The organism is Flavipsychrobacter stenotrophus, from assembly GCF_002954265.1.
Taxonomy (GTDB): domain Bacteria; phylum Bacteroidota; class Bacteroidia; order Chitinophagales; family Chitinophagaceae; genus Flavipsychrobacter; species Flavipsychrobacter stenotrophus.
On the sequence record NZ_PPSL01000001.1, the window covers coordinates 883,302 to 909,962 of the forward strand.

Consider the following 26,661-nt stretch of genomic DNA (forward strand, 5'->3'; position numbering starts at 1 on the left):
GGTTTTGTCCTTAAGAAAATAATGATAAAACTATACCTTCGAACCAAGATTAGTAATATGAAACCACGAATTTTTATTGGATCATCTGTCGAAGGTTTAGATATTGCCCATGCAATACAAGAAAATCTTTCACATGATTCGACACCAACAATTTGGACTCAGGGTGTTTTTCAGTTATCAGGTAATTCTTTACATGATTTGATAAACTCTTTAGACCAATTTGATTTTGGTGTTTTCGTTTTTAAGCCAGATGATTTTGCACAAATAAGAGGAGAAAAATATAACATAGTCAGAGATAATGTAATTTTCGAATTAGGCTTATTTATCGGAAGATTAGGTAAGGAGAGAGTATTCTTTGTCTTGCCAAGCGATGTAGATAGCTTACATCTCCCAACGGATTTACTCGGAGTAAATCCAGGGAGATATGATAACAATAGAGAAGATGGTAATTTCCTTGCAGCTTTGGGACCTTTTTGCAATCAAGTACGTCAAAAGCTAAAAGATTTTACTTTTCAAAATTTAGTTGACCTTGCACATGAAAGCAAAAAAGCCAAGCAAATTGCATATGAAAAGAAAGCGTGTTGGGAAATGCATCTATGCGCAGCATTATTACAATCTCGTATGGAAGAAATTATGCGTGGATATGATGAGGTAATGAAAGAATATATTTTCAAAAAAATTACAATTTATAACTTAAAGGAATCCAACGATTGGTTTTTAAGGTCTTTAGCTGATTTCGGAAGAATCTTTGAAATATCTACCAAATTATATGAAATCGAGTTAATGAGATCATTTGGAGACCCAGGAGTTCCGGGCAATATTTTTGAGATAAAAGCTGTTGTTGATAAGATTTACGTGCTTTGCAAGGAGCTATTATCTTGGGAGGTAGAACTTCAGTCAATTAAAGTACCAAAGGAATTTCAGGAAATAAAAGAATTAATGAAAGGTTGGTCATATAGCATTATTAGTGAATTTTATAAATTACCACAGCTATTAATTGACGGCTTTTCAGAAGATAATATTGCAAAAAATGTATTGATAGAAATCATTCTAACTTTTGAAATGCCACCTAAATCCGAACGGATAAATGAGATTTTCAATGATCTGGCAAATAAAGTAAAAAGTGGGTAATTAAAGTTTGAGTAAGAGTAAGCATTACCGTTCTATGATTATCGAAAATACGAATGCCATGCCTCATGCCTTTGACAGCTTTCCCGTACTACATACCGAGCGCCTTGACCTCATTGAAGTAACCTCTTCGCACACCCCCGATCTTTTTCAATTAGTAACCGATACCCGTGTATCAAGGTTCTTCAATGTTATGCCTGCAACACAGGTAAACGATATGGAAAAGGTAGTCGACCGATTCAGGAAAATGTATGCAGACAAAACAGGCATAAGATGGGCTATTCAACTAAAAGGTGCAACAAATATTATAGGTACTATTGGCTTCTATAACATTACCGATAAACACAGAGGCGTGTTGGCGTATGCGATACTACCGGAATATTGGAACAAGGGCTATGTTTCTGAAGCATTGAAGGAGGTGCTTAGATTTGGTTTTAAAGAGTTAGAATTGAGGAGGGTCGATGCAGAAATAAGGCCGGGCAATATACCATCGGAGCGGGTTTTGCTAAAGTATGGCTTTACTCATGAGGGACTTCTAAGGCAATGGGTACTATGGAATGGTGAATACCAGAATATGAATATGTATGCCCTAGTGGTAAATGACTGGATGGTAAATAATGCTTAAACAACTAACCAAGGTAGTCTTCAATACTACCTGCCTTAGCTAGATCTTCTCCTTTTTCCTCTTTTGTATAACTACCATCTGCTCGCTTGCTGATAAAGTGGTTTTCTTTCAGGAAATCTATTACATTTTGAGTTACATTGGCAACAATTTCACCAACTGCCCTATGAGACAGTTTATTATTGTCCAGCAAAGAAACATTATCGGAGTAAATAATATTAACGATGCAAATGTGTAACGGCATGCTTGTCCCGTCCGAATGAAAAAGCGGAAGGATTTTATTAATTATTTCCTTTTCGTAAGCCGAAAGCTCTGAAAATTCCATGGTGAAAGAATCTAACAAGCCACAACAACTAATTTTTCTAATAACTGCAATAAGTATCATTGAGGGAGCACCTCAAAAATATGACATATTTGTTGAATAAAGATAGTCAATTAACAAATTAGATAACAGTAGAATTTATTCGCAGATAACAACAAAGCTTTCCTAAACGGTCTGTTAACAAGTCATTCCATATGTCAGAAAAAAAAGTGTATAAAGTTATCTTTTTTTGAAAAAATTAGTAGCTTTGGTTATTGCTAATTTTTTATACATATTTACAATGCAAGAAGGTACAGTAAAATTTTTTAATGAAACTAAGGGATTTGGTTTCATTACACCGTCAAACGGAGGTCCGGACATTTTTGTACACGTATCAGGTCTTTTAGACAAAATACGCGAGAAAGACAATGTCTCTTTCGAAGTCCAGAATGGTAAGAAGGGTTTAAATGCAGTAAACGTTAGATTAGCTTAATATAACTTACAGCACACCACTCATTGTAAGACGTGTAACCCACGTCTTTTTTTATGCCCCTACTCTACTTAGAATAGCGACAGTTGGTTGTCATTTCCTTTTGATTTTTTGTTGCCAGCAGGTCGCTTTGCAGGCCCCATAACGGTCATACCACCATATCTCCACCATTCATCTGTTTCCTTCTCTATCAGCTTATTAAAATTCTCATTGGGAATAAAATCTTGCTCCAGTCGCATGGTTGCTTTAGAGAGGTTTTTAATGGCTTCGTTCTTTTCTCTGTTGCCCAGTTTCGCCTTTGTAATTGCCGACTCCAGCACTTTTATCGATTCATCATAAACCATTGTGGGAACAGGGAACGGATGCCCATCCTTGCCACCATGAGCAAAAGAGAAACGGGCAGGGTCTGTAAACCTGGATGATGTGCCATGTATGATCTCGCTAACCAGTACCAACGACTGCAACGTGCGGGGCCCCACCCCTTCTAACAGCAGCAGGCTTTCCATATCCAGGTTTTCTTTTTCATGCGCTACTGCCAGCACACTACCTAATCGCTTCAGGTCTATATCTTCTGCACGCACATCATGGTGGCCGGGCATTATAAGCCGCTTCACCTCCGTCAATAATTTCTCAGGCGATTCCTTTACCAACTCCAGCATACCTTTACGTGTGCCTGCAGCATTTTTATCAGTCACATTGATGATCTGCCCTTGATTGGGGCCATAGATAAACGTATGTGGCTCTTCAACAAACGAATTAAATTCGGTTGAACACCAATGATACCTGCGCGCAGTGCCGGCTGCGCCATTCATACCCTGCTGTACCACAGCCCAGTCACCATCTTTACTAAGTATAAAGGAATGTAAGTATAATTGAAATCCATCCTGAATTGCAGTATTATCTACCTTAGCCGATAGCTTACTACTACGTACTAGTAGGTCGCCATCCATTCCGGTTTTGTTGGCTATGTTCATTAATTCTGAGGGTGTTTCCCGCGAATATTTGCCCTTACCACCGCATATATAAATGCCCAGGTCTGATGATCGCTCGTTTACCGAACGCTTTAATGCGCCCATTACAGATGTGGTGATGCCTGAAGAATGCCAGTCCATACCCAATACACAACCCAAAGCCTGAAACCAGAAAGGATCACTTAATCGCTGCAGGAATGCTCCACGTCCATATTCCATTACTATTGCCTCAGTAATGGCAACACCCAGAGTACTCATGCGGGTATAGAGCCATGCAGGTACCTGGCCATAGTGCAACGGCATATCTGCATACGATCGACCCATGTAGTGCAAGTTAGCGAAACCAGCCTTCATTAAGAATCCCACATATTCACCGATAAGTCAAATTATCGTATTTTGCACCGATAAGCAGTAAATATGGTTAACGTAGGTAAGTATAATACCCTTAAAGTAGTTAAAGAAGTAAGTTTTGGCATGTACCTGGATGGTGGCGAAGGTGAAGAAATTTTGTTACCTAAAAGATACGTACCCGATGGTCTGAAACCAGACGACGAGATAACTGTATTCGTTTATCATGATAATGAGCAAAGACTTACTGCTACTACCACCAAACCCGTTGGTGAGGTTGGGGATATACTGATGATGGAAACTGTAGACATCAATAGCAATGGCGCATTCATGAAATGGGGCATTATGAAGGATGTTTTCCTTCCTGTGTCTCAAATGGTATCGAGAATGCAGGTGGGCAATAAGTACTTTGTGTATTTATTTATAGATGAGAAGACAGGGCGCGTAACTGCTACTGAAAAGATAGATCGTTTTTTAAGTAATAACGACCTCACTGTTGCTGAAAATGAAACAGTAGACCTGGTAGTGTTCCTGAAAACAGACATTGGCTATAAGGTAATCATAAATAGTAAGCACCTTGGCGTGCTGCACTTCAATGAAGTGTTTCAGGATCTGGAGATAGGCGCAAAGGCCAGGGGGTATATTAAGCACATTCGCCCCGATAGTAAGATCGATGTATCGCTGGGTACAAAAGGATATGAAAAGGTAAATGCCGAAGAGAGCAGGATATTAGATCTTTTGAAAGAGAATAGCGGCTACCTGCCATATAACGACAAATCTGATCCTGAAGCCATATATGCATTCTTTGGAGTAAGTAAAAAAACCTTCAAGATGACATTGGGTGCATTATACAAGAAACGACGCATAGAATTCACACAGACCGGCGTTAAACTGATCGAAGAGTAATTCCACAAAAATGATGATTATATTGATTTAAATCTTTATGCTTAAATCATTAAATTATCATAAAAACCGGCTATTATGCAATAATCGGAGACAAAAAAATGAAGTTTTAACATGTAAGGATTATATTTGACCCTTAATTATGCTCAACGGTAAAAAAATAGTTATTGTACTGCCCGCGTATAAGGCGGAGCTGACTCTGGAACGCACCTACAAGGAGATACCTTTTGAAATAGTAGATGATGTAGTATTAGTGGATGATAACAGTCCCGATGGTACTGTGGAAATGGGTAAGAAGTTGGGTATCAAGCACATAATAAAGCATGAAACCAATAAGGGTTATGGTGGAAATCAGAAGAGCTGTTACAAGAAGGCGCTTGAAATAGGTGCTGACATTGTGATCATGCTGCACCCCGATTATCAGTACACTCCTAAGTTGATCATGGCCATGTCATCGATCATTGCTAATGAATTGTACCCCGTTGTATTGGCCTCGAGAATATTGGGTATGGGCGCGCTAAAGGGTGGCATGCCAATGTACAAGTATGTATTCAACAGGTGTCTGACTTTATTTGAAAACATAATGATCGGCGCAAAATTGAGCGAATATCATACCGGTTATCGCGCATTTACAGCTGATGTTATCCGGGCTATAGACTTTACACATAATAGTGACGATTTCGTTTTCGATAATGAAATGATCTCTCAGATATTTATGAATGGTAACGAGATCGCTGAAGTAACTTGTCCAACCAAGTATTTCCCTGAAGCATCTAGTATCAATTTCAAGCGTAGTATGAAATATGGTCGTGGTGTATTGAGGGTGTCAATAACTCACAGACTACATAAGTGGGGTTTGATCAAAAGCAAATTGTACGGCTCAAGCAAATAGTCGTTATTTATTATAACTTTAAAAAGACTGCAATGATTCATTGCAGTCTTTTAAGTTTTAGTCAAACCACTACTTGGTTTCCGTCTCTTTCTTCACTTCCTTCACGTGGGTAGTCTTTTTGCCGCTATAATGCTTCTTCTTGCTGAAGGTATTATGCACTTTTTGCGGGATGGTAGACGTTTTTTTAGTGGTCTTCTCGTCTTTTACTACAGTTGTTTTCTCGGTCTTTGTTTTGGTCTGTGCCAGGGCTACCGCTGTTGATAACAACACTACAGCGCCTAATAAGATTAGCTTTTTCATGGTTGATTCTTTTTATTAGTCATTAAAATACCGTGCCACATAGTTTCCGGTCGATAAACAGTAATTTTGATCATCTAAATTCAATATGGAGCAGATCGTTACATTCCCATCAGGACAAGTGAAATATCTTTATGATCATGCATTTAGCGACATTTGGAATTTATATCCTGATCGCGATCTGGTGCTACTAACAGATAGCAATGTCTTTGAACTTCATTCAGCGTTATTTGCAAACAGAAAGACAATCGTTCTGAATGCCGGTGAAGAATCGAAAAGCCTTACAGTAGTCGCTTCTGTAATATCGCAGCTGCTGGCTATGGAAGCTACACGGTCTACTATATTGATAGGTGTAGGCGGCGGAGTGATCACTGATATTACAGGCTTTGTCGCTTCTATATACATGCGTGGTATTACTTTTGGATTTGTCCCCACGACCATATTGGGCATGACGGATGCTGCTATCGGTGGTAAAAACGGGGTAAATATTGATGAGGTCTTCAAGAATATTGCAGGCACTATTCAGCAGCCTGCCTTTATACTTTATGACACCTCACTGTTACAGACACTACCACTAAAGGAGTGGAGCAACGGATTTGCAGAGGTGATCAAGTATGCTTGTTTGTTCGATGCGCCTTTGTTTGAAGAGTTACAGCAACATGATCTAAACTACTACATGACCGACAGTAAGGCCCTTTCCAGCCTGATAATTCGATGTGCGGGGTGGAAAAATAAGGTGGTGGCAGCAGATGAGCATGAAAAGGGTGATCGTAAACTGCTCAACTTCGGGCATACTGCCGCGCATGCTATCGAAAATCTCTATCATATTCATCACGGCGAAGCTGTGGCAATAGGGATGGTAATTGCCGCTACCCTATCTGAACAGGTTACCGGGTTAGATCCAAAAACCACCGGGACATTAAAGGAAATGCTTACCAGATACGGGCTGCCCACTGAAATGGCCATTGACGCGCCGGAGGCAATGAAGTTGCTTAAAATGGACAAGAAACGCAAACAAAATACAATTGACTATATTTTATTGAAAGCTCCCGGAACGGCGGTAATAATGCCCCTGCCTTTTGATCTGATTGAAAAAGTAATCACCCAATGCTCGCAATAGTATACCCAGGTAAAATATCAGGCAAAGTTGCTGCTCCGCCCTCAAAGAGCATGACCCAGCGTGCCTATGCCGCAGCACTATTGCATAATGGCACTACCATTATACATAATGCAGGCAATAGCGACGATGAACAAGCCGCATTAAATATGGCACTTGCATTGGGTGCTGAAATAGTGGAAAGAAATGATGATCGCATAATTATAAAGAGTAGTGGAGTATGTCCGGCGGAAGATATAGTTAACTGTGGTGAGAGCGGACTGGCAGCAAGGTTGTTTACGCCAATTGCGGTATTATCAGATAAGCAGTTGACCATAACCGGTGCAGGCAGTCTAACAGCCCGGCGGATGCATGGATTTGAAGAAACGCTAACGGCACTAGGTATCGTTATTAGTAATTTCTCAGGCAATCTACCCATTACAGTTAAGGGGCCTATACACCCCCGGCCGATAAGCATAGATGCTGGTGCGGGTTCGCAGTTCTTAAGTGGTTTGCTTTTTGCACTAAGTTATGCAGCTACCGAGCCAATTGTAATAAAGGTGGAAAGCCTGAGCAGCAGGCCATACATAGATCTTACGCTGGATGTATTGAAACAATTTGGCAGGGTTGTAACACATAGTAACTACAAGGAATTTTATATAGATCCGGCTCAGTTTTCCCATACCGAAACCGTGGAAATAAATATTGAAGGCGACTGGAGTGGTGCAGCCAACCTATTGGTGGCTGGCGCTATTGCGGGCTCGATAACTGTTAGCAATCTGAACATTCACTCGCGCCAGGCAGATAGGGCCATACTGGATGTGCTGCGGGATGCAGGTGCTTTGATCAGTACTGATGGTAACGAAGTATCAATAGCAACCGCAAAGCTGACCGGTTTCGGTTTCGATGCTACTCATTCGCCCGACCTGTTCCCTATCTTGTCTGTATTGGCTTCGTGCTGCATGGGCGATAGTACCATAACAGGGGTTCACAGGCTGTTTAACAAAGAGAGCAACCGGGCCGAAAGTATATCCGAACTATTACAAAGCTTTAATGTGCCATTTTCAATAGAAGATGATGTGTTGTGTATAGAAGGTGTGCAGCAGTTGCAGGGAACCATTATTGACTCTTACAATGATCACAGAATTGCTATGGCCGGAGCTATAGGCGCACTGTGTGCCAATGGTCCTGTAGATATATCAGAGGCCGGATCGGTAAATAAATCATACCCTCATTTCTTTAACCATCTATCTTTGTGCGGGGTTAAAGTGGAAATTAAAGACAATTAATAATGAACACGTTCGGCACGCTATTCCGTATCAGCATATTTGGTGAATCTCATGGTAAATGGGTGGGCGTTACAATTGACGGCTGCCCTGCCGGAATTGCCCTTAGTGAAACGGATCTATTGCCGGACCTGGAGCGTAGAAAAGCAGGCGCAGTGGGCACAACGCCAAGAAAGGAAGATGACCTGCCCACTTTTGCCAGTGGCGTATTTAACGGCCATACAACCGGTGCACCATTGACCATAATCTTTGAGAATAATAACACCCGCTCTGCCGACTATGAAGCATTGAGAGCCACTCCGCGCCCCGGCCATGCCGACTTTGTGCTGGATAAAAAGTTTAGTGGGTATAATGATTATCGCGGCGGCGGCCATTCATCTGGTCGATTAACGGTGGCTTTGGTGGCTGCGGGCGTGGTGGCGATGAAGGTTATTAGTAACATAACAGTGCAGGCTCGGTTAGTTGAAGCTGGTGGTAATGCCAACATTGAAGCTGCAATAACAAAAGCAGTTGAGGAGCAGGACAGCATAGGTGGTATTGTTGAGTGCAGGGCCGGCGGCATACCTGTTGGTCTTGGTGAGCCGTTTTTTAACTCCATTGAGTCGGTTATCAGCCATGCTGTATTTGCTATACCCGCCATTAAGGGAATAGAGTTCGGTAGTGGGTTTGCTGCTGCAAAGATGACCGGAAGTGCCCACAATGACGCTATTGTAGACGAGCTAGGTACTACCCTTTCTAATAATGCCGGGGGAATAAACGGAGGAATAACCAATGGTAATGAGCTTGTTTTCAGGGTGGCCGTAAAGCCTACCAGCAGCACACCGAAGGAACAACAAACCTGGAATAACAATACAGGAGCGGTGGAACCATTTACCGTCAAAGGCCGTCACGATCTCTGTATAGCCCTGCGGGTGCCGGTAGTAGTGGAAGCGGTAACAGCTATAGTACTGGCCGATATGACACTTCAGGCAAAGGGCTAATAATACAAATAGACAATACTGCATATATCAATAACAGTTAAATATAATCTAAAAAAGACCTTATTTGCTTCTATTATAGCATCTTCATCAACTTACGCTGTAACTTGCCGACAATAAGGAAAATCATATTAATCTAAGGAATGGAACAAACTATTGTACTCTTACTATCTGCAACTCTGAATTTGTTTGGCTTTGGCCAGCGTCATGCTGTACGATCGCAACATACCATTAACCCGATAGCCGCAAAAACAACTGCTGTTGGTGATACATTATCGCTTACTAATATCAATGCATCTGATACGTTGACTATCTATTCTTACGGTGCGGACAGCGGGTATGTAACAGGTCCAAACGTATATGGCGACAGGGGTTTCGCAGAGCGCTACGATATAAACGGGCATGATAGTTCAGTTAAGATCATCGGCGTTATGTCGCATTTTGGTGGTCGTGTTAGTGCTTCCTCTACGCAGACAGTCAACTTTAAGATTTGGGGATTAGGTCCGCAGATAGCTATTACGGCTTCTTTGGCATATAACAATTTCCCGCTTACCGGCTTAGATACTGTAACTGTTCCCGTTACCCAATTGGGCATTGGAGCTACCGTAGATACAGTAAAGTCTTTTTTCTTCACCCGCCCTACCGATACTATTCAAGGTGCATTCTTTGTAGGCTATGATATGAACTACAGCTTCAGCACATTGACTGATACCTTTGGATTGTACAGCACAAAGAATGGTGCACGCACAGGTCCATGGTACGAAATTAAGACGAACATCGATGACTTTACCAATGATACTACATACGATACAGTTATCAATGTTCAGAACGCTACCCTTTGGTCTGATAATAACTGGCACGAGAATTTTACCCAGAATGACTCTATAAAGAACAACCTGGCTATTTACCCTATTGTTATCATAGGCCAGCCAACCGGCATCAATAGCATTACCCGTAATAGCCTTACTTTCTTCGGCAACTACCCTAATCCTGCAAATGACCATACCAACATAAGGTTCTCGCTAAGCAAAAATGCCGATGTGACGCTCACAGTTATGGATATGCAGGGACGGACCATAAAGAGCCAACAATATAAAGCACAAAGTATTGGTGAGCATATTGTTGATCTGTCAACCGCAGAACTTATCTCGGGCACCTACATTTACTCGATCATCACTTCTAATGGCGATACAATTGCCAGCCAGATGAGTGTTATAAAGTAATCAGGTTTATTTAAAGATATTTATAGAGGGCATCCATTGGGGTGCCCTTTGCTTTTGTGCTGCGTTTATTGTGACACTCTGTTTTGTCGCTTTTGCGAGAGTTATACAAAATAGACGTCTATTTTACACTTTTGAATACATCAACCACTCTCCTCCCCTGCCTACCGGCAGGCAGGTTTTGAAGGTGCCGGTAACGGCACGAGCGTAGCTCTGTAACCCAACATTTCGGCTTTTTCAGCCGAAATGTTGGAGGGAGCGTGGGCATCATGTTTCCTTTAATCCCATAAATCCTGGTTCAGACAATCTCCCCCATCATACCTAAAATTTTCTCATAGACGCAATCATTTTTTCATAACTGCGAAAAACTAATACACACCACCCACACTTTCAAAGATCTGATATCAGTTATCCACACAAAAAAGTTTTATGGTGGTACGAAAAGCGTACCATCATGGTACGGAAAGTGTACCACCATAGATTTTCGTTCCCTCCATTTATTCGTTGTTCGACAACTTTACCTCCCCAAAATCGCGGCATGTACAAATCTCATATCCCGCCACTTTTTGGTTTTGACCCTGCCTACCGGCAGGTAGGTTTTAACTTTTGACTTAATCAATGATCCTATGGAAAACAACAACGACAAAAAACAAGCCGCACGCAATCTCTTTCTCCATTCCGACAGAACCCGTGCCGAGATCGCAGATCTTATCGACATCAACAGCAAGACACTCTACCTCTGGATCAAACACGGCCGCTGGGAACAAATGAAGACCGCAGCACGCCAAACACCCGCTTCTCTGCTTCAGGATGTGTATGACCACATCGAGGCCATCAATAAAAAAATTAAAGCCCGCGAAGATCGTTGTCCCACTTACCAGGAAGTGGAAATGCTGCGTAAATTATTCTCATCAACAAAGCATATTCAAAAGCTCAACATCGGCACCTATATCGAAGCCTTTACCGAACTGACCTCCTTTATCAACGACCATGACAGCGAGCTAGGCAAGGCTGTAGTCACCCTCACCGACAAATACATAAGAGGCCTGGTTAGCCCGTTCCACCCCACAGCATACAAAAATGTATGTGATGTCAAGGATAACCTTGAAGCCCTGGAACAAGAGGAGGAAAGAGACATGGCAGAACTACAGCAGGCAGAAGCGCCTCTGGCAGATCATGAAGCAAACAAAACAGAAACCAATACAGCCATCATCATCCCGCTTACACCAAACCACGAAACCCAAACCAACAATACTACACTTACGCACCTCAAACAAGACACAACAGAACATCCCCAATTGACTCCCCCTAACACGAAAAAGGTCTTAAAAAGTACTCCATCATTCTTCACTCGTCCACCTCTTGTTATGCCTCCTGATCACCTCTATTTCCATCTCCGTTATCATATGATCGGGCGTAATCGGGCATTCCTTCATTACATAAGTCACTCAAAATCAACAAATAATCTAAATTCTATGCCCGATGAAAATTCACAACAAACAGGGCACAGTTGGTGAGATCAATTTGACATTTCCCAGAAAGGCCGAGGCAACTATCGCGAGAGTTAGCGTAGCGCTCTCGTGACGATATGATTTGACGGGTCTCTGACCCGACACAAAACATGCGCACGAAATTCCGACCATATCTTTCGCTCTCCACACTCACTTCCTCGGGCACGATCGGGCATAGAACTATTTCATAAACCATTCAAAACCAAAAAATAACACAAATTCCATGCCCGATTAAAATTTACAAGAAACAGAGCATGCCCCTCTTCTTTTACAAATGAAACTGGCTAATACTGCTTATGTGTCCTACCCCACGAGAATCTTAGATTTCTAAAATTGTCAAATTACCGAATTGCCAAATTGACTAATTGAACCTATCTTTGACATAGACGACAACGAATGAGTGATTATATAGTATCAGCCAGAAAATACCGTCCCCAAACCTTCGATACGGTTGTAGGACAGGAACATATTACTACCACATTAAAAAATGCCATCCGCAATCAGCATCTGGCACATGCCTACCTGTTTTGCGGACCGCGTGGTGTGGGCAAGACCACCTGTGCGCGTATATTGGCGAAAACCATCAATTGCGAAAATCCCACACCCGACATGGAAGCATGCGGCGTGTGCAATACCTGCGTCAGCTTCAGCAACAATACAACGTTCAATGTATTCGAGCTCGATGCCGCCAGTAATAACTCGGTCGATGATATAAGAGAATTGGTGAATCAGGTGCGCTTTGCACCACAGCAGGGCAAGTATAAGATCTATATCATAGATGAGGTACATATGCTTAGTGCTTCGGCCTTCAATGCCTTCCTGAAGACATTGGAAGAACCACCACCATATGCCATATTCATACTGGCCACTACCGAAAAACATAAGATACTACCTACCATCCTCAGCCGTTGCCAGATCTTCGATTTCAAACGTATCACTACTACCGATATCGTTGTACATCTGCAGGGCATAGCCGTTAAGGAAAGTATGGTAGCGCAGGAAGCAGCGTTGCACATCATCGCCCAGAAAAGCGAAGGCTGCATGCGCGATGCCCTGTCTATGCTCGATCGTATAGCCAGCTTTACCAATGGCATGCTCACCTACAATGGCACCATGGAGCACCTCAACCTGCTCGATGCCGACTTCTACTTCGGACTGACCGATAATATCCTGAGTCAGGATGTAGCGGGTACTTTGTTGATGCTGGATAGAGCCATGGAAAAAGGTTTTGAAGGAGATGTGGTCATCAACGGAACGGCAGAACATTTCCGCAATCTGCTCTTGTGCAAAGACATGCGCATGGCTAAGTTGCTCGATGTGCCTAACGATCACAAACCTGTCTTTTATGAAAAAGCCAACCAGGCACCTGCGTCATTCTTATTATCATCACTCAATGTGCTCAACCAGTGCGAACTGGAGTATAAGACCACTAATAACAAGCGTCTGCATGTAGAAATGTGCCTGATAAGGCTCTGCTATGTGCTCCACGCTGTAGATGGACAGACTGCAAACCTGGTGGCCGATAGCGCTGATGTAAAAAAAAACTCTAGTCCAATAGCTGCAACCTCGGTTGCAGTACCCAATATCGCATACCAGGCACCTGTTGTAGTTGCAAAACCTGTCCCTGCACCTTTCATGGAGAGCCAGCCTAACCATGCAGCGCAGGTAATGGTAAGCGAGCCTGCACAAGTATACCAACAGCCAGCGGCAGCAAAAGTTGTAAGCGAAATTGTACCGGAACCGTCAGCGAATATTCCAAACACCGCACCCGCTCCCCAGACTCCGCTCTCATCTTCTGCTCCCGCTCACCAGACTCCGCCCTCACCTTCTGCTCCTGCTCCCCGCACTTCGCCTCCTTCTTCCGGTGGCGGCAAAAGGTTGAGCATGAGCTTGCTCGACGACATGGACGACATGCTGGACAAAATTGAGACCCGCACTACCCCACTAACGTTGGACGAGTGCAACCAGCTTTTTGAAGAATATAAACAATACTTATTATCCGAAAGTAAAGGAACGGTACATGCCCAGTTCATGCAAATGAAACTGGAATTCTATCCTCCCGATGAGATCAAGATCGTATCTCCGGTGCAGTTGGCCGACATGTATGCCAAAGAATCGCGCAGCGCCTTGCTCGACTACTATAGAGATAAGACCAAAATTCTGGTCCGTATTACTACAGAACTTAGGGAAGACGATGCGGCAAAAGCAGAACAGAGAAAGAACACAGTACTCAGCAAGCAGGAAATGTACGAAGCCATGGCAATGAAAAACCCCTACGTTGCCCGGCTTAAAGAATCGCTGAATATGCAGATTGAGTACTAATAAAAATGAATGTTCGTAGAGAAGCCAATACAATTACAATAAAATGAATGTTCGTAGAGACGCAAGATTTTGCTTCTCCACTGCGACTGGGTTAATAACACCAAAACCACCTCAAATAACACAATAAAAACATTCGACCTATTAAAATATACACAGATTTCACGAACTCTGAAAATTACATAACTAATCGACCGAGTTTAATTACTTTTGACTTCTAAAAATACAATACAATATTATGGCGGAAGCAATACGTATGCCGTTGCTGAGTGATACAATGAAGGAAGGCGTTATAGCCGAGTGGCACAAAAAAGTGGGTGATGAAGTAAAAGCCGATGATGTAATAGCTAATGTGGAGACCGACAAGGCCACCATGGAAGTAACTCCTTACGTTGACGGTACTCTGTTATATATAGCTGTAGACAAAGGACAGGGTGTACCTATTAATGGCATTATGGCTATCATTGGCAAACCGGGCGAAGATTTTCAGTCTATCATTGACAATGAAAAGAAAGCTACACCGGCTGCTGCGCCCGCACAACCTGCACCGGCTGCTGCCCCAGCACAAGCAAATGCAGCACCTGCAGCTCCCGTAGCGGAACAACCTGCTGCACCACAGGCCAATGTTGCTCCGGCCGCACCTGTAGCAGAAGCTACGCCTGCTGCAGCTCCAAACCCAGGCGATGCTAACGCAACAGTAGTTCGTATGCCACTGCTGAGTGATACCATGAAAGAAGGTAAGATAGTAGCTTGGCACAAACAGGTAGGCGATGTTGTAAAAGGCGATGACGCCATTGCCGATGTAGAAACCGACAAGGCGACTATGGAAGTAATGCCTTATGCCGATGGTGTTCTCTTATACATAGGTGTAAAAGAAGGCGACGCCGCTAAGATCAACGATATTATAGCAATAGTAGGTAAGGCCGGTACAGATGTAACTCCTTACCTCGATAAGCCAGGTGGTGCGCCTTCTGCTGCACCACAGCAACAAACACCTGCCCAGCCAGCGCAACAAAATGCCATGCCGGCTGCACCCGTTGCGGCTCCGGCAGTTCAGCCTGCTGCACCAGCCCAGCCTGTCATGGCGAGTGGAGTTCACCCTGAGTCTGCCGAAGGGTCGAAGCACGATAATGCAGGTGGACGTGTAATAGCATCTCCGCTGGCTAAGAAACTGGCATCAGATAAAGGAATAGATATTCAACAGCTTGTAGGTAGTGGCGACAATGGCCGCATCATCAAGCGCGATATAGATACATTTAAAGCACCTGCTGCACAGCAAGCCCAGCCTGTCGTGGCGAGCTCGTCGAACCAGGCTCAACCCGCCCAGGCAGCGCAAGCGCCTAAAGCAAGTGCAGCACCATTTGTTCCTGCAGTTCAGGGTACAGAAGGCCATACCGACACTCCGGTGTCTCAGATGCGCCGCATTATTGCACAGCGCCTCGCAGAAAGCAAGTTCAGTGCGCCGCATTTCTACCTGCGCATGAGTATCACTATGGATAAGGCTATCGAAGCCCGCAAAGCCATCAACGATGTGTCTCCGGTTAAAGTGTCTTTCAATGACCTGATCATTAAAGCATGTGCTATGGCACTGCGCAAACATCCGGCTGTCAACAGCTCATGGATGGGCGATTTCATCCGCCAGAACCACCATATCAACATCGGTACAGCCGTAGCAGTAGAAGAAGGTTTGATCGTTCCGGTTATTAAGTTTGCAGACCAGAAGACTTTATCTCAGATCTCTGAAGAAGCCAACGTACTAATCGAAAAGGCCCGTACCAAAAAGATACAGCCGCAGGAATTTACAGGCAATACCTTTACAATATCTAACCTGGGAATGATGGATATGGACGAATTCACGGCCATCATCAATCCACCTGATGCATGTATATTGGCAGTAGGTAAGATTGCCCCTACCCCGGTTGTAGAAAATAACCAGGTTGTTATCAGGCAGATATTGAAACTTACCCTCAGCTGCGACCACCGTGTAGTAGATGGCGCTGTAGGTGCACGTTTCATGCAGACATTGAAATCACATTTAGAGAATCCGGTTACCATGTTGGTATAAGGAACACAATATTTAATTTGACAATAAAACACACCAAAGTGAAAAGCGGCTATACAATAGGATAACTGCTTTTCACTTTTGGCTTATTAGATGGAAAGAAAAAACAGACCGGCCGTAAAATCATTACCCCTCCTTATAGGGCGTAAACCCATCATGGAAGCGTTGGAATCAGGCGCAGCCATGGAGAAGATATTTATGCTCCGCAGCGCCACCGGACCCGAGATCAATACGATCAAGACCCTGGCTCGTAACCTCAATATACCTGTTAGCCAGGTGCCGGTAGAAAAGCTGGATAACCTTACTAAATCTCAACACCAGGGCGTGGTAGCATGGGCGTCATTGCTTAACTATATAGACCTACAGGCGGGCATATCACACATCGTGGAGCAGGGTCAGACACCTCTGTTCGTCTTGCTTGATGGCATTACCGACGTACGTAATGTGGGTGCAATAGCCCGCAGTGCATTATGCTGCGGTGCACAGGCGTTGATACTACCTACTTCACATGCAGCATCACTCACCGAAGAGGCCGTAAAGGCATCAGCAGGAGCACTGCACAAAATACTATTGTGCCGCATACCTTCTGTGCCACAAGCTGTTGATGTACTCAAGCTGAACGGCATTCAGATACTGGGAACACAGATGAAGGGAAGTGTACCGGTTTATGATGCCGACATGACTATACCATCATGTATCGTTATGGGTGCCGAAGACACTGGTATCAGTAAAGACGTTTTAAAACGTGCCGATGTATTGATCCGTATCCCCATGGTTACCGCCTTCGATTCTCTGAATGTTTCAGTAGCTACGGGTATGATCCTCTATGAAGCTGCCAAACAGCGGATACTGGAGCATAAATAACATTTTCGTAATAATAGCTCTTACATATACGGCAAAAAGAAAGTATGATGCAATAATAGTCCATATTATTTGGCTTTTCTTGCTAAACGATGATAGATGCCTGTTGATTAATAGGCAATGGTTTGCTAATTTTGCATTTCGTAAATAATAGTTTTCTCATGATAGAAATTAAAGTTCCTACAGTAGGTGAATCAATAAGTGAAGTTACCCTTGTCAAATGGCTGAAAAAGGAAGGGGATTATGCAAACAGAGATGAAGTATTATGTGAACTGGAATCTGAGAAAGCTACTTTCGAACTGACCGCAGAACAAGCAGGCACCCTGCATATTGTTGCAGAAGAAAACGCTACTCTAAAAATTGGCGATCTTGCCTGCACCATAGATGAGACCGCTGCTAAACCAGCAGGCGCTCCTGCGGCAGGGGCACCAGCTGCTGCCCCTGCCGCTCCAAAAGCTGAAAAAGCTGCTGAAGCACCTAAGGCCGCACCGCAGTCAGATGTAAAAGCTTCACCGGTAGCTAATGCTATTATGAGCGACAAGCAGGTAAATGCTGCTGACGTTAAGGGATCAGGCGCACAAGGCAGGATCATGAAGCAGGATGTATTGGAAGCTATAAACAATGCCGGCAAACGTGGTGGTGCTGCTGCTTTCACCCGCGAGGACAAGGTTCAGAAAATGAGCAACCTGCGCAAGACCATCAGCCGCAGATTAGTAGAAGCTAAGAACAGCACTGCAATGCTTACTACCTTCAATGAAGTGGATATGACCCGCATCATGGAAGTACGTAAGTTGTATAAAGATTCTTTCAAAGAATCTCACGGTGTGAACCTGGGCTTTATGTCTTTCTTCACAAGAGCGTGCAGCATGGCCCTGTTAGAGTGGCCTGCAGTTAATGCCTACATTGATGGCGATTCATTGATCTACCACGACTACTGCGATATTTCTATAGCTGTTTCAGCGCCAAAGGGCCTCGTAGTTCCTGTTATCAGGAATGCAGAAAGCCTGAGTATGGCCGGTATAGAGCAGAAAGTTGTAGAACTGGCAAAGAAGGCACGCGACAACAAATTAACTCCCGATGAGATGGCTGGTGGTACATTTACGATCACCAATGGTGGTGTGTTTGGCTCGCTGATGTCTACACCTATCATCAATATCCCACAGTCTGCTATTCTCGGTATGCATAAGATCCAGGATCGCCCAATGGCCATCAACGGCAAAGTAGAGATCCGCCCTATGATGTACCTGGCACTTAGCTATGACCACCGCATCATCGATGGCCGTGAGTCTGTAGGCTTCCTGGTAAGAGTTAAAGAATTGTTGGAAAACCCTGAGCTGATGCTTATCGGTAAAGATCCCGTTAAGGCGCTGTTGGAACTGTAATTATCAACTCCTTTATAAGCAAATAAGGCATCTCAAACGAGGTGCCCTATTTTTTTGTGTGTCTCTCTGGTAGAACGCACAAACCACTGCGAGAAAATCTACATTATCTGATTTATATGTTTGTTACTGCACCGGCTTAGGCTTAGATTTAACCATCTGGTCTACCCGCACCCACTCTTTCATGGTATGGTCATACTGCTTGATAGCCTTGGCGGGATTGCCGGCTACCACTGTATAATCGGGCACATCTTTAGTTACTACCGCCCCTGCCGCTATTACGCAGTGCTTTCCTATAGTTACTCCTGCTGTCAGTATAGCATTAGCTGCTACCCAGCAGTCATCACCCACCGTTATCTGGGCTACAGTAACCTTCTGTTCGTGTATAGGTAAGTTAATATCTTTATACTCATGGTTAAGGCCACTGGCAACTATGTTTTGGGCAAATATCACATTGTTACCAATGGATATTGGTCCTATCAGCACGTTGCTCATACCAATAAGCGTATTACTACCTATTATCACATCTCCAACGCCATTATTTACGGTAGAAAAATCTTCAATAACAGATCCCTTACCCAGCATGAATTTATTAAAAGGTACCACGTCTATACGCGTATTGAAGCGAATGGTAGAACCTGCCCCCCGCTTATGAATGAACCGGTTAAGAAACAGTTTCACCCATAGCCTTGGCCTTGCCTCCCCCTTTGGGATCAACATGCGATGAACCATATTCTTTAGCTTCGGGTTACCTTTTATCTTATCTGCAATAGACATATTTTCTTTTGGGTTAGTGAAACAAACCGTAATTCGATAGCGAACGTATGTTACTTACCTGTAAAACTAAATACATTTGCTCAAACATTAAATAAGTAGGTGAAAATTAAGGTCTATTTCTTAAATTTGAAGCTATTTATAACAATGAGGATTATTTTATAATTATAATTTAATTCGCTCTATTTGTGTAGCTGGTTAATTGTGACCAACTTTAAGTGTTTTTTGATTTCATAAATCTACCGACAATACTAAATGACCGCCAGATATAAGTTACTGATTGCTTTTTCTCTTGTTTGCATTGCCTTCACCGCACCTGCCCAACAATCTATGATGGCAAGTGTAGACTATAACCTGCTGCAACGCATGATAGATACTGCCAAAGTAAGGTATCCGAGAATGAAGAAGTATGAGCACAAAATAAGGGAAGCCAAGCTAGGAGTAACAAAAGCTAAATGGGGATGGTTTGACGGGCTTACGTTCAGTTATACCTACAATGCCTCTGTTAGCAATGCACCGGTGTCACAGAACCAGTCTTTAACAGGTTATTCTCCAGGAGTGTTCCTCAATTTTGGTGCTTTACTATCTCGCCCGGCCACTATTAAAATGGCACGTGAGGAGAAAAAAGTGGCGGAGGAAGACAAAGCAGAGTTTACCTTAAACATAGAGCAGACAGTAAAAGACAGGTATTTTGCCTATGTTGAAAAATTGGCTATTCTTAACCTGAGGTCTAAATCTGCCAGTGATGCAGACATTTCTCAAACGCAGATCAAATACAAATATGAACTGGGTATTGAAACCTTTGATAACTACAGTAAAGTACTTGTATTATATTCCGTATCTTCTCAGAATAAAATTGAAGCCGAGGCCGCTGTGCTAAGGGCTAAAGCATCGCTTGAAGAAATATTGGGTGCAAAACTGGAAGAATTCAACTAGACTTAATGGAAGGAAAGAGATTCTTAAATATATTAAAGAAACAGAAGTACACTTTAATGGCCATACCGGTATTGGTAATGGTCATTGCGTTTATACTTACCCGTAAGTTGCCTAATGTATATTCATCTAAAGGCAGCCTGGCAGCCGGTATTGTAAAAGCCTCTGCGCAAATGTCTATATTGGACGCCAACCCCTTGCAGGAGTCGAAAGTGAGCCAGGAGTTTGGTAACATGATACAACTCATGCAGATGAAGAAAGTGTATGACCAGGTGTCTTACAAGCTAATTCTTCATGATCTTGAAGGCGAAGACCCATTCAGGAAAGCCAGCAAGCTGATGGGCGAATTGAATGAGAATGCCCGTAAACATGCTATAACAGTATACAAAGACCTATATAATAAAAGACAACCATTGTCGCTTTGGGATCAGGACCAGAAAGGGCTGAACGACCTTATCATATCTATGGGATATGATTACGAGTCACTGTCTAAGAAAATGCGTGTCTACCGAATAGACAATAGTGACTTTATAACTGCTGAGTTTGAATCGGAGTCACCTATATTATCTGCTTTTGCAGTTAATACATTGTTTTCGGAGTTTATTGCCTACCACACATCCATTAATCACGAAAGTGAAGAAAGGACCATTAAATTCTTAGGAGATCTATTAAATGAAAAGCGAAATGCCCTCGACACAAGTATGGGCTCTTTGAAACGATTTAAGATAGATAACCGACTGCTGAATCTTACTGATCAGGGTAAGAGCTTGTATGCGCAGATCACAGAGTTTGAGAATAAAATACAGGAAGTACAAAAGACCATAGACGCTAATACGGGCGCGCTGGAAAACCTGAATGAAAAATTCACATCGGAAGAACAGCGTAATATAGACAAGGTATTGTCTTCTATGAATCAATCGGTTATAAGCCTTACTGAGCAGATAAATATAGCACAGGATGAATATACTAAGAGTGGGTTTGAAAGCAGATATCTGAAGAAGATAGACTCATTGGTCAATGCCAAAAAACTGGTTCTTACCCAAGCCAGCAACAGGTATACTGCCAATCCGAATGCTACCAAAGACAATCTTGTATCTCAGCGTATAAGCCTGGAAGTAAACAGAGATATGGCTCAGAGCGGAATAAAGTCTTTACAAAAAGAGCTTAGGAGATTGAACAACCGCTTTGATACTTTAGTACCGAAAGAGGCAACAATTAATACTTACGAAGGCAACATAAGTGTGGCAAGCCAGGAGTATGTGGAGATACAGAAAAAGTATAACCAGGCCACAATGGCTTTTAACTCAAGCGCGCAAATAAAGCAAATAGAGATGGCCATGCCAGGCAATAAGCAGCCATCGAAAAAAATGCTGCTTGTTTTAGTGAGTGGCATTGGCAGCCTTGTGGTTTGTTTGTCAGTTATATTCATGTTGTTCTACCTCGACAATTCGCTTAAATATGTAGATGAACTGTCTAACAAAACAAACCTTCCGGTATTAGGTACACTCCCCTACATTGTTCATTCTTCGCTACTAAATCTTAATGAGCTCTGGGCGCCTGACAACAACAGTCCGATAGATCAGGAATTCCGTAACCAGCTACGATCTGTGCGATTTGAAACAGAGAATTGCATGGAAGGTAACCACATGCTTACTGTCACCAGTCTGGCAGAAGGGGAAGGCAAAACATTTCTGTCTATGTGTCTGGCAAGCGCCTATACAATGGTCAATAAGAAAGTGTTGCTTATTGACGGCAACTTTACCAATAACACTATCTCTACTCTTACAGATCCGGCTTACTATATAGAAGACTTTCTTACCGGCCGCACCAATATTCCATATCCGGGAGAAGAAACGGACATAACTATTATTGGAAACAAGGGGCAAGACATATCTCTGTTTGAGATTAATACTGAAGCGGTCATAAGACAGAAGATACAGCAGTTGAAAGATGCATTTGACATTATAATTGTTGAGTCTTCTTCTCTCAATACCATGAATCAGGCTAAGGAATGGATAACGGTAACCGATAAAGTAATAGCATCTTTTGAGGCCAATAAGATAATAAGCGGAGAGAAGAAGATATTTGTTGGCTATCTTAAGTCGCTGAATAACAAGTATATAGGGTGGGTTATGAACAGACTGACAGAAGATGAAGATGCCCCCAAACCTAAGAGACGTTTCTTCCGTAAAAAGGCTGATCAATGAACCACACAATACTAATGAACGTATGGATAGTACTACAGGTACTTATCGGCTACAATCTTGTATTGCCGTTGGTTTTGTATGTGCTGCACCTGATCTCCGGTCAATACAAGTTTAAGAATAAAGCTGTTAGCAAAGAAGAAGCTGACTATGCGATTATCGTAACTGCCTATGAACAGACCTACATGCTAAAAGCTGTTACTGATTCTATAGTTAAGCTTAAGTATGACAACTACCTTGTTTATATCGTTGCTGATAAGTGCGACATAACCAACCTGAAATTTGATGATAAACGCATTATCGTTCTAAGGCCGGAAGAAACACTGGGCAGTAATACCCGATCGCATTTCTACGCTATTAACCGCTTTCAACGCAACCACGAAAGGTTAACAATTATTGATAGCGATAACCTTGTAGATCCACAATACCTTACAGAACTGAACAAGCTATTTGATGAGGGCTTCATAGCAGTGCAAGGTTTGCGCAAGGCTAAGAACATGGATACAACCGTAGCCTGCCTGGATGCCGCACGCGACATGTACTATCACTTCTACGATGGAGAGGCCCTTTTCGACCTGGGGTCTTCGGCAACACTTGCGGGATCGGGAATGGCATTTACAACTGAATTGTACAAAGAATGTTTGGAAAAGCTGGACATAACGGGTGCAGGATTTGATAAGGTATTGCAAAATGAAATTGTGGGTCGTGGATATAGGATAGCCTTTACTAATAAGGCAGTGGTCTATGATGAGAAGACATCTAACTCAGACCAACTGGTAAAGCAACGCGCCCGCTGGATCAATACATGGTTCAGGTATTTCAAATTTGGCTTCTCTATAATGGGGAGTGGCATAGTGAAATTTAGCTGGAACAGAATTTTATTTGGCATCATATTGCTAAGGCCGCCATTGTTTATCTTTCTGCTGTTATCATTGATGTTTGCAGCTGCAAACATTTTCATCAGTATGACTGCTGTAGTAATATGGGCAGGGGCGTTCCTTTGTTTTGTGGTTGGGTTCTTACTGGCACTTGTCCATTCTAAACCCGACCCTAAAGTGTGGGCATCATTGGTAGGCATTCCCAAATTCATCTTTTACCAGGTACTTTCTTTAATGAAAATACGGAAGGCCAATAAAATATCGGTTGCCACTACACACTATCATGCGCAGGATATTGATGAAGTAAAAAAAGAATCATGAGAAGAGATCCTGAAGATAAATATGCGGATGCCGTGGCTTACCGAAAGGAAATGACCATTAAGATAACACGCTTCCTTGCAATAGTAATGGCCTTTCTGAGCACCTTCTTTTTCTTTATCAAGTTGCTGTTTCTTTGATGAATAAAGAGCTGATCATACCACTGACCTCTAAAAAGGAGACACTGCGCGAATTAATCCGCAGGCTATTCCTTGTGGAGAAACTGAACAATAAGTTTGGGTTTGGGCTGCTGCTACTTTTTTGCATGCTCATAGCTGCCGTTATATCTCTTATAGGGGTAAAGGAAGGCATGATGATCATCATTGGTATGATAGCCATACCAATAGTATACGGCATCGTTGCATACCCTAAATTTGGTATTTTCGTATACCTGAGTATGGCATACCTGCTTATGTGGTTCATAAAGATAGGTGTTAACTTTCCGTTGGGTACCGTTATGGACGGAATGGAGGCCTTGTTCATTCTAAGTCTGTTTATCAAACAAAAGAGAGATAAGGATTGGAGCATGTTCAAGGGGCCGGTGAGTACGGTCATTCTTATATGGATAGGGTACAATTTTTTTCAGATAGCCAACCCTACAGCAGAGTCGAGACTGGCATGGGTGTATACGGTAAGGACAGTAGCTGTGGTGATGATCATGTACTTTATTTTCCTATACTACATTACAACAAAATTAATTATCAAATTAATCTTCAGGCTGTGGATATGCCTGGCTCTTTTTGGCGCACTATATGGGTTAAAGCAAGAATATATTGGTTTTTTCCCTTTTGAAGATGCTTATTTACACTCTGACCCTGGCATTGAATTGCTCTTATTTATAGGCGGGGTATGGCGTAAATTTTCTATATTCTCAGATCCTGTTGCCTTTTCTTACAATATGGTAACGGCAAGCCTGGTATGCATCGGGTTAATGACGGGACCGGTATCACGAGCCAAGCGTATCATACTGGGCTGCCTTGTAGTAATTTTTTTAATGGCCATGTTGTCTTCCGGCACACGAGGCGCTTACGTGTTGCTACCAGCAGGGGTAATATTATTATGTGTGCTAAAGTATAATAAAAAAGTATTGCTGGCATTGATCATTGGCGCTGTTATGGCCACGGGCATTATATTCGTACCCACCAGCAATAATACGTTATACCGTTTTCAAACCGCCTTTAAACCTAATGACGACCCCTCTTTTAACCTCAGAAAGATGAACCAAAAGAGGATTCAGCCCTATATATTGTCACATCCGCTTGGCGGCGGATTAGGTGCCACGGGCGAATGGGGTAAACGTTTCGCGCCATATTCCTATCTGGCAAATTTCCCACCCGATAGTGGTTATGTAAGAATTGCGGTAGAGCTTGGGTGGATAGGGCTGTTTCTTTTCTGCCTGTTGGTTTTTACCGTACTAAAAACAGGCATCAACAGTTATTTTATTATTAAGGACCCCAAGCTGCGTTCTTATTGCCTGGCAGCGGTGCTTGTGGTTTTTGCACTAAATGTTGGTAACTATCCACAAGAGGCAATAGTACAATACCCTTCCAATGTTTACTTTTATCTCGTTATTGCTATAATAGGAGTAACACTACGCCTTGATAAACAACAAAATAAACTCCTTGATGCCGGTAAATGACACTCTACATAACAGAGATATTGTAGTGGTTGGACAGCAACCCTGGGATACCGGCATTGGCAGCAACTGTAAGAACATTGCACTTGAGTTCAGTAAACATAACCGCGTGCTATATGTAAACAGCACGCTGGACAGGATAACCCTACTTAAACATAGAGATGACCCTAAGGTGCAGAAACGCCTGGTAGTGATAAGAGGTAAGGAAAAAGGCATTGTGTCTATACAAGATAACTTGTGGAATCTTTACCCTGATGAGCTAACAGAATCCATCAACTGGATAAAGAGCAGGCCGATTTTTAATGCGCTTAACAAGGTAAATAATAAGAAATTCGCACGATCTATACAAAAAGCTATACATGAACTGGGCTTCAAGAACATCATTTTGTTTAATGACAATGATATATTTCGGTCGTTTTATCTGAAAGAACTGCTGAAACCATCTGTAAGTATTTACTACAGCCGCGACTATATGCTGGCCGTAGACTACTGGAAATTTCATGGGGAAAAGCTGGAACCTGAGCTGATAGGTAAAAGTGACCTCTGCGTAGCCAATTCTACCTACCTGGCCAATTATTGCCGTAAGTACAATCCAAAGTCGTACTATGTAGGACAGGGGTGTGACCTGGAGATGTTCAGCCACCCCAAGGATAAGAATATACCTGCCGATATGGCTGCGCTACCCCACCCTGTAATTGGCTATGTGGGCGCCCTGCAGAGCATAAGGCTGGATATTGCCCTATTGGAATACATTGCCAAACAACAGCCTGAATGGAACATAGTGCTGGTAGGACCAGAGGATGATGAGTTTAGAGCCAGTAACCTGCATAACATACCTAATGTACACTTCCTGGGGGGGAAAGACCCATCGGTGTTGCCTGCCTATATCAATGCATTTGACGTGTGTTTGAATCCGCAAATCGTGAATCAGGTTACCATTGGTAACTATCCACGTAAGATAGACGAGTATCTGGCGATGGGTAAACCCACGGTTGCTACTGCCACAGAAGCTATGAGCATATTTGCAGAGCATACCTACCTGGCCAGCAACAAGGAAGAATATGTAACACTTATAGCTAAGGCCCTTGCAGAAGACTCAATGCCCTTACAAAATGCCCGTCGCGAATTTGCTTCTACTCATACATGGGAGAATAACGTAAAGGAAATCTATAAGGCAGTGAATGAGATTTTGCTGCCTGCATGATAAAAGTGGCAGTTGCCATGTCGCTAAATATATCTACAGGTTTGTTAGGTA

24 protein-coding genes are annotated in these 26,661 nt (G+C 42.8%); 20 read left to right on the plus strand and 4 right to left on the minus strand.

From position 1 onward, the window contains the following. The first annotated feature begins 57 nt into the window (after positions 1-57). A complete protein-coding gene (locus CJD36_RS04010) occupies positions 58-1,131 on the plus strand; it encodes a nucleotide-binding protein (RefSeq protein ID WP_161499200.1) in 1,074 nt (357 codons plus the stop codon). A gap of 58 nt (positions 1,132-1,189) precedes the next feature. Then, the gene (locus CJD36_RS04015) at positions 1,190-1,753 is read left to right on the plus strand and encodes a GNAT family N-acetyltransferase (RefSeq protein ID WP_161499201.1); all 564 of its coding nucleotides are present in this window, start codon (positions 1,190-1,192) and stop codon (positions 1,751-1,753) included. A 4-nt stretch (positions 1,754-1,757) separates the two neighbouring features. On the opposite strand, the gene CJD36_RS04020 is transcribed toward CJD36_RS04015, so the two are convergent. After that, a complete protein-coding gene (locus CJD36_RS04020; RefSeq protein WP_105037806.1) occupies positions 1,758-2,075 on the minus strand; it encodes a hypothetical protein in 318 nt (105 codons plus the stop codon). Between the two features lie 226 nt (positions 2,076-2,301). Between CJD36_RS04020 and CJD36_RS04025 the strand changes: the two genes are divergently transcribed. Further along, positions 2,302-2,544, plus strand: coding sequence for a cold-shock protein (locus CJD36_RS04025; RefSeq protein WP_394337880.1), 243 nt, complete (start codon positions 2,302-2,304; stop codon positions 2,542-2,544). 68 nt (positions 2,545-2,612) lie between these two features. On the opposite strand, the gene CJD36_RS04030 is transcribed toward CJD36_RS04025, so the two are convergent. After that, positions 2,613-3,836 (minus strand): DUF763 domain-containing protein, encoded by a 1,224-nt coding sequence (locus tag CJD36_RS04030; protein WP_105038056.1) that lies wholly within the window; start codon positions 3,834-3,836, stop codon positions 2,613-2,615. A gap of 93 nt (positions 3,837-3,929) precedes the next feature. Between CJD36_RS04030 and CJD36_RS04035 the strand changes: the two genes are divergently transcribed. Both CJD36_RS04035 and CJD36_RS04040 read left to right on the plus strand, forming a co-directional pair. Continuing rightward, complete coding sequence (locus CJD36_RS04035) at positions 3,930-4,766, plus strand: CvfB family protein (protein WP_105037808.1); 837 nt, start codon at positions 3,930-3,932, stop codon at positions 4,764-4,766. Between the two features lie 139 nt (positions 4,767-4,905). Continuing rightward, a complete protein-coding gene (locus CJD36_RS04040; protein ID WP_105037809.1) occupies positions 4,906-5,655 on the plus strand; it encodes a glycosyltransferase family 2 protein in 750 nt (249 codons plus the stop codon). Positions 5,656-5,724: 69 nt separating this feature from the next. Here the strand turns inward: CJD36_RS04040 and CJD36_RS04045 are convergent, their stop codons facing one another. Then, positions 5,725-5,955: a hypothetical protein gene (locus tag CJD36_RS04045; protein ID WP_170067817.1), complete on the minus strand. Its 231-nt coding sequence runs from the start codon at positions 5,953-5,955 to the stop codon at positions 5,725-5,727. An 85-nt stretch (positions 5,956-6,040) separates the two neighbouring features. Here CJD36_RS04045 and aroB point away from each other — a divergent pair, with 85 nt between their 5' ends. The 9 genes from aroB to odhB all read left to right on the plus strand — a co-directional run bounded on the left by aroB (position 6,041) and on the right by odhB (position 18,666). Then, positions 6,041-7,072: a 3-dehydroquinate synthase gene (gene aroB, locus CJD36_RS04050; protein ID WP_105037810.1), complete on the plus strand. Its 1,032-nt coding sequence runs from the start codon at positions 6,041-6,043 to the stop codon at positions 7,070-7,072. Then, positions 7,060-8,337, plus strand: coding sequence for a 3-phosphoshikimate 1-carboxyvinyltransferase (gene aroA, locus CJD36_RS04055; RefSeq protein WP_105037811.1), 1,278 nt, complete (start codon positions 7,060-7,062; stop codon positions 8,335-8,337). Before aroB ends, aroA begins: the two co-directional genes overlap by 13 nt. Positions 8,338-8,339: 2 nt before the next feature. Next, the gene (locus tag CJD36_RS04060; RefSeq protein ID WP_105037812.1) at positions 8,340-9,314 is read left to right on the plus strand and encodes a chorismate synthase; all 975 of its coding nucleotides are present in this window, start codon (positions 8,340-8,342) and stop codon (positions 9,312-9,314) included. Positions 9,315-9,454: 140 nt separating this feature from the next. Further along, the gene (locus CJD36_RS04065) at positions 9,455-10,534 is read left to right on the plus strand and encodes a T9SS type A sorting domain-containing protein (protein WP_105037813.1); all 1,080 of its coding nucleotides are present in this window, start codon (positions 9,455-9,457) and stop codon (positions 10,532-10,534) included. Positions 10,535-11,157: 623 nt separating this feature from the next. Beyond that, the gene (locus CJD36_RS04070; RefSeq protein WP_105037814.1) at positions 11,158-12,048 is read left to right on the plus strand and encodes a terminase gpP N-terminus-related DNA-binding protein; all 891 of its coding nucleotides are present in this window, start codon (positions 11,158-11,160) and stop codon (positions 12,046-12,048) included. Positions 12,049-12,438: 390 nt separating this feature from the next. Next, on the plus strand, positions 12,439-14,364 hold the full coding sequence (locus CJD36_RS04075) for a DNA polymerase III subunit gamma/tau (RefSeq protein ID WP_105037815.1): 1,926 nt from the start codon (positions 12,439-12,441) through the stop codon (positions 14,362-14,364). A gap of 235 nt (positions 14,365-14,599) precedes the next feature. Further along, the gene (locus CJD36_RS04080) at positions 14,600-16,426 is read left to right on the plus strand and encodes a pyruvate dehydrogenase complex dihydrolipoamide acetyltransferase (protein WP_105037816.1); all 1,827 of its coding nucleotides are present in this window, start codon (positions 14,600-14,602) and stop codon (positions 16,424-16,426) included. A gap of 90 nt (positions 16,427-16,516) precedes the next feature. Further along, positions 16,517-17,287, plus strand: a complete 771-nt coding sequence (rlmB, locus tag CJD36_RS04085; protein WP_105037817.1) for a 23S rRNA (guanosine(2251)-2'-O)-methyltransferase RlmB — start codon at positions 16,517-16,519, stop codon at positions 17,285-17,287. Positions 17,288-17,445: 158 nt separating this feature from the next. Next, positions 17,446-18,666, plus strand: coding sequence for a 2-oxoglutarate dehydrogenase complex dihydrolipoyllysine-residue succinyltransferase (gene odhB, locus CJD36_RS04090; protein ID WP_105037818.1), 1,221 nt, complete (start codon positions 17,446-17,448; stop codon positions 18,664-18,666). Between the two features lie 123 nt (positions 18,667-18,789). Here odhB and CJD36_RS04095 read toward each other — a convergent pair whose 3' ends face one another. After that, a complete protein-coding gene (locus tag CJD36_RS04095; RefSeq protein WP_105037819.1) occupies positions 18,790-19,440 on the minus strand; it encodes an acyltransferase in 651 nt (216 codons plus the stop codon). A gap of 252 nt (positions 19,441-19,692) precedes the next feature. On the opposite strand from CJD36_RS04095, the gene CJD36_RS04100 reads away from it, so the two are divergent. From CJD36_RS04100 to CJD36_RS04120, 6 genes are read left to right on the plus strand one after another with little or no spacing between them, the layout of a single operon-like run. After that, positions 19,693-20,373, plus strand: a complete 681-nt coding sequence (locus tag CJD36_RS04100) for a TolC family protein (RefSeq protein WP_105037820.1) — start codon at positions 19,693-19,695, stop codon at positions 20,371-20,373. A 5-nt stretch (positions 20,374-20,378) separates the two neighbouring features. Further along, complete coding sequence (locus CJD36_RS04105) at positions 20,379-22,577, plus strand: exopolysaccharide transport family protein (RefSeq protein ID WP_105037821.1); 2,199 nt, start codon at positions 20,379-20,381, stop codon at positions 22,575-22,577. Beyond that, positions 22,574-23,773 carry a glycosyltransferase gene (locus CJD36_RS04110; RefSeq protein ID WP_240609288.1) on the plus strand — a complete coding sequence of 400 codons (1,200 nt, stop codon included), beginning with the start codon at positions 22,574-22,576 and terminating at the stop codon, positions 23,771-23,773. Before CJD36_RS04105 ends, CJD36_RS04110 begins: the two co-directional genes overlap by 4 nt. Then, positions 23,770-23,910: a hypothetical protein gene (locus CJD36_RS23170; RefSeq protein ID WP_161499202.1), complete on the plus strand. Its 141-nt coding sequence runs from the start codon at positions 23,770-23,772 to the stop codon at positions 23,908-23,910. Before CJD36_RS04110 ends, CJD36_RS23170 begins: the two co-directional genes overlap by 4 nt. Next, on the plus strand, positions 23,910-25,409 hold the full coding sequence (locus CJD36_RS04115; RefSeq protein WP_240609302.1) for an O-antigen ligase family protein: 1,500 nt from the start codon (positions 23,910-23,912) through the stop codon (positions 25,407-25,409). The genes CJD36_RS23170 and CJD36_RS04115 overlap by 1 nt, the downstream gene beginning before the upstream one ends. After that, on the plus strand, positions 25,396-26,610 hold the full coding sequence (locus CJD36_RS04120; protein WP_105038059.1) for a glycosyltransferase: 1,215 nt from the start codon (positions 25,396-25,398) through the stop codon (positions 26,608-26,610). The genes CJD36_RS04115 and CJD36_RS04120 overlap by 14 nt, the downstream gene beginning before the upstream one ends. Positions 26,611-26,661 lie beyond the last annotated feature (51 nt).

Bases quoted from the DNA above. Each gene is read 5' to 3' on its own strand.
- CJD36_RS04010 (WP_161499200.1), top strand. From the start codon at position 58: ATGAAACCACGAATTTTTATTGGATCATCTGTCGAAGGTTTAGATATT.
- CJD36_RS04015 (WP_161499201.1), top strand. From the start codon at position 1,190: ATGCCTCATGCCTTTGACAGCTTTCCCGTACTACATACCGAGCGCCTT.
- CJD36_RS04020 (WP_105037806.1), bottom strand. From the start codon at position 2,075: ATGGAATTTTCAGAGCTTTCGGCTTACGAAAAGGAAATAATTAATAAA.
- CJD36_RS04030 (WP_105038056.1), bottom strand. From the start codon at position 3,836: ATGGGTCGATCGTATGCAGATATGCCGTTGCACTATGGCCAGGTACCT.
- CJD36_RS04035 (WP_105037808.1), top strand. From the start codon at position 3,930: ATGGTTAACGTAGGTAAGTATAATACCCTTAAAGTAGTTAAAGAAGTA.
- CJD36_RS04040 (WP_105037809.1), top strand. From the start codon at position 4,906: ATGCTCAACGGTAAAAAAATAGTTATTGTACTGCCCGCGTATAAGGCG.
- CJD36_RS04045 (WP_170067817.1), bottom strand. From the start codon at position 5,955: ATGAAAAAGCTAATCTTATTAGGCGCTGTAGTGTTGTTATCAACAGCG.
- aroB (WP_105037810.1), top strand. From the start codon at position 6,041: ATGGAGCAGATCGTTACATTCCCATCAGGACAAGTGAAATATCTTTAT.
- aroA (WP_105037811.1), top strand. From the start codon at position 7,060: ATGCTCGCAATAGTATACCCAGGTAAAATATCAGGCAAAGTTGCTGCT.
- CJD36_RS04060 (WP_105037812.1), top strand. From the start codon at position 8,340: ATGAACACGTTCGGCACGCTATTCCGTATCAGCATATTTGGTGAATCT.
- CJD36_RS04065 (WP_105037813.1), top strand. From the start codon at position 9,455: ATGGAACAAACTATTGTACTCTTACTATCTGCAACTCTGAATTTGTTT.
- CJD36_RS04070 (WP_105037814.1), top strand. From the start codon at position 11,158: ATGGAAAACAACAACGACAAAAAACAAGCCGCACGCAATCTCTTTCTC.
- CJD36_RS04075 (WP_105037815.1), top strand. From the start codon at position 12,439: ATGAGTGATTATATAGTATCAGCCAGAAAATACCGTCCCCAAACCTTC.
- CJD36_RS04080 (WP_105037816.1), top strand. From the start codon at position 14,600: ATGGCGGAAGCAATACGTATGCCGTTGCTGAGTGATACAATGAAGGAA.
- rlmB (WP_105037817.1), top strand. From the start codon at position 16,517: ATGGAAAGAAAAAACAGACCGGCCGTAAAATCATTACCCCTCCTTATA.
- odhB (WP_105037818.1), top strand. From the start codon at position 17,446: ATGATAGAAATTAAAGTTCCTACAGTAGGTGAATCAATAAGTGAAGTT.
- CJD36_RS04095 (WP_105037819.1), bottom strand. From the start codon at position 19,440: ATGTCTATTGCAGATAAGATAAAAGGTAACCCGAAGCTAAAGAATATG.
- CJD36_RS04100 (WP_105037820.1), top strand. From the start codon at position 19,693: ATGACCGCCAGATATAAGTTACTGATTGCTTTTTCTCTTGTTTGCATT.
- CJD36_RS04105 (WP_105037821.1), top strand. From the start codon at position 20,379: ATGGAAGGAAAGAGATTCTTAAATATATTAAAGAAACAGAAGTACACT.
- CJD36_RS04110 (WP_240609288.1), top strand. From the start codon at position 22,574: ATGAACCACACAATACTAATGAACGTATGGATAGTACTACAGGTACTT.
- CJD36_RS23170 (WP_161499202.1), top strand. From the start codon at position 23,770: ATGAGAAGAGATCCTGAAGATAAATATGCGGATGCCGTGGCTTACCGA.
- CJD36_RS04115 (WP_240609302.1), top strand. From the start codon at position 23,910: ATGAATAAAGAGCTGATCATACCACTGACCTCTAAAAAGGAGACACTG.
- CJD36_RS04120 (WP_105038059.1), top strand. From the start codon at position 25,396: ATGCCGGTAAATGACACTCTACATAACAGAGATATTGTAGTGGTTGGA.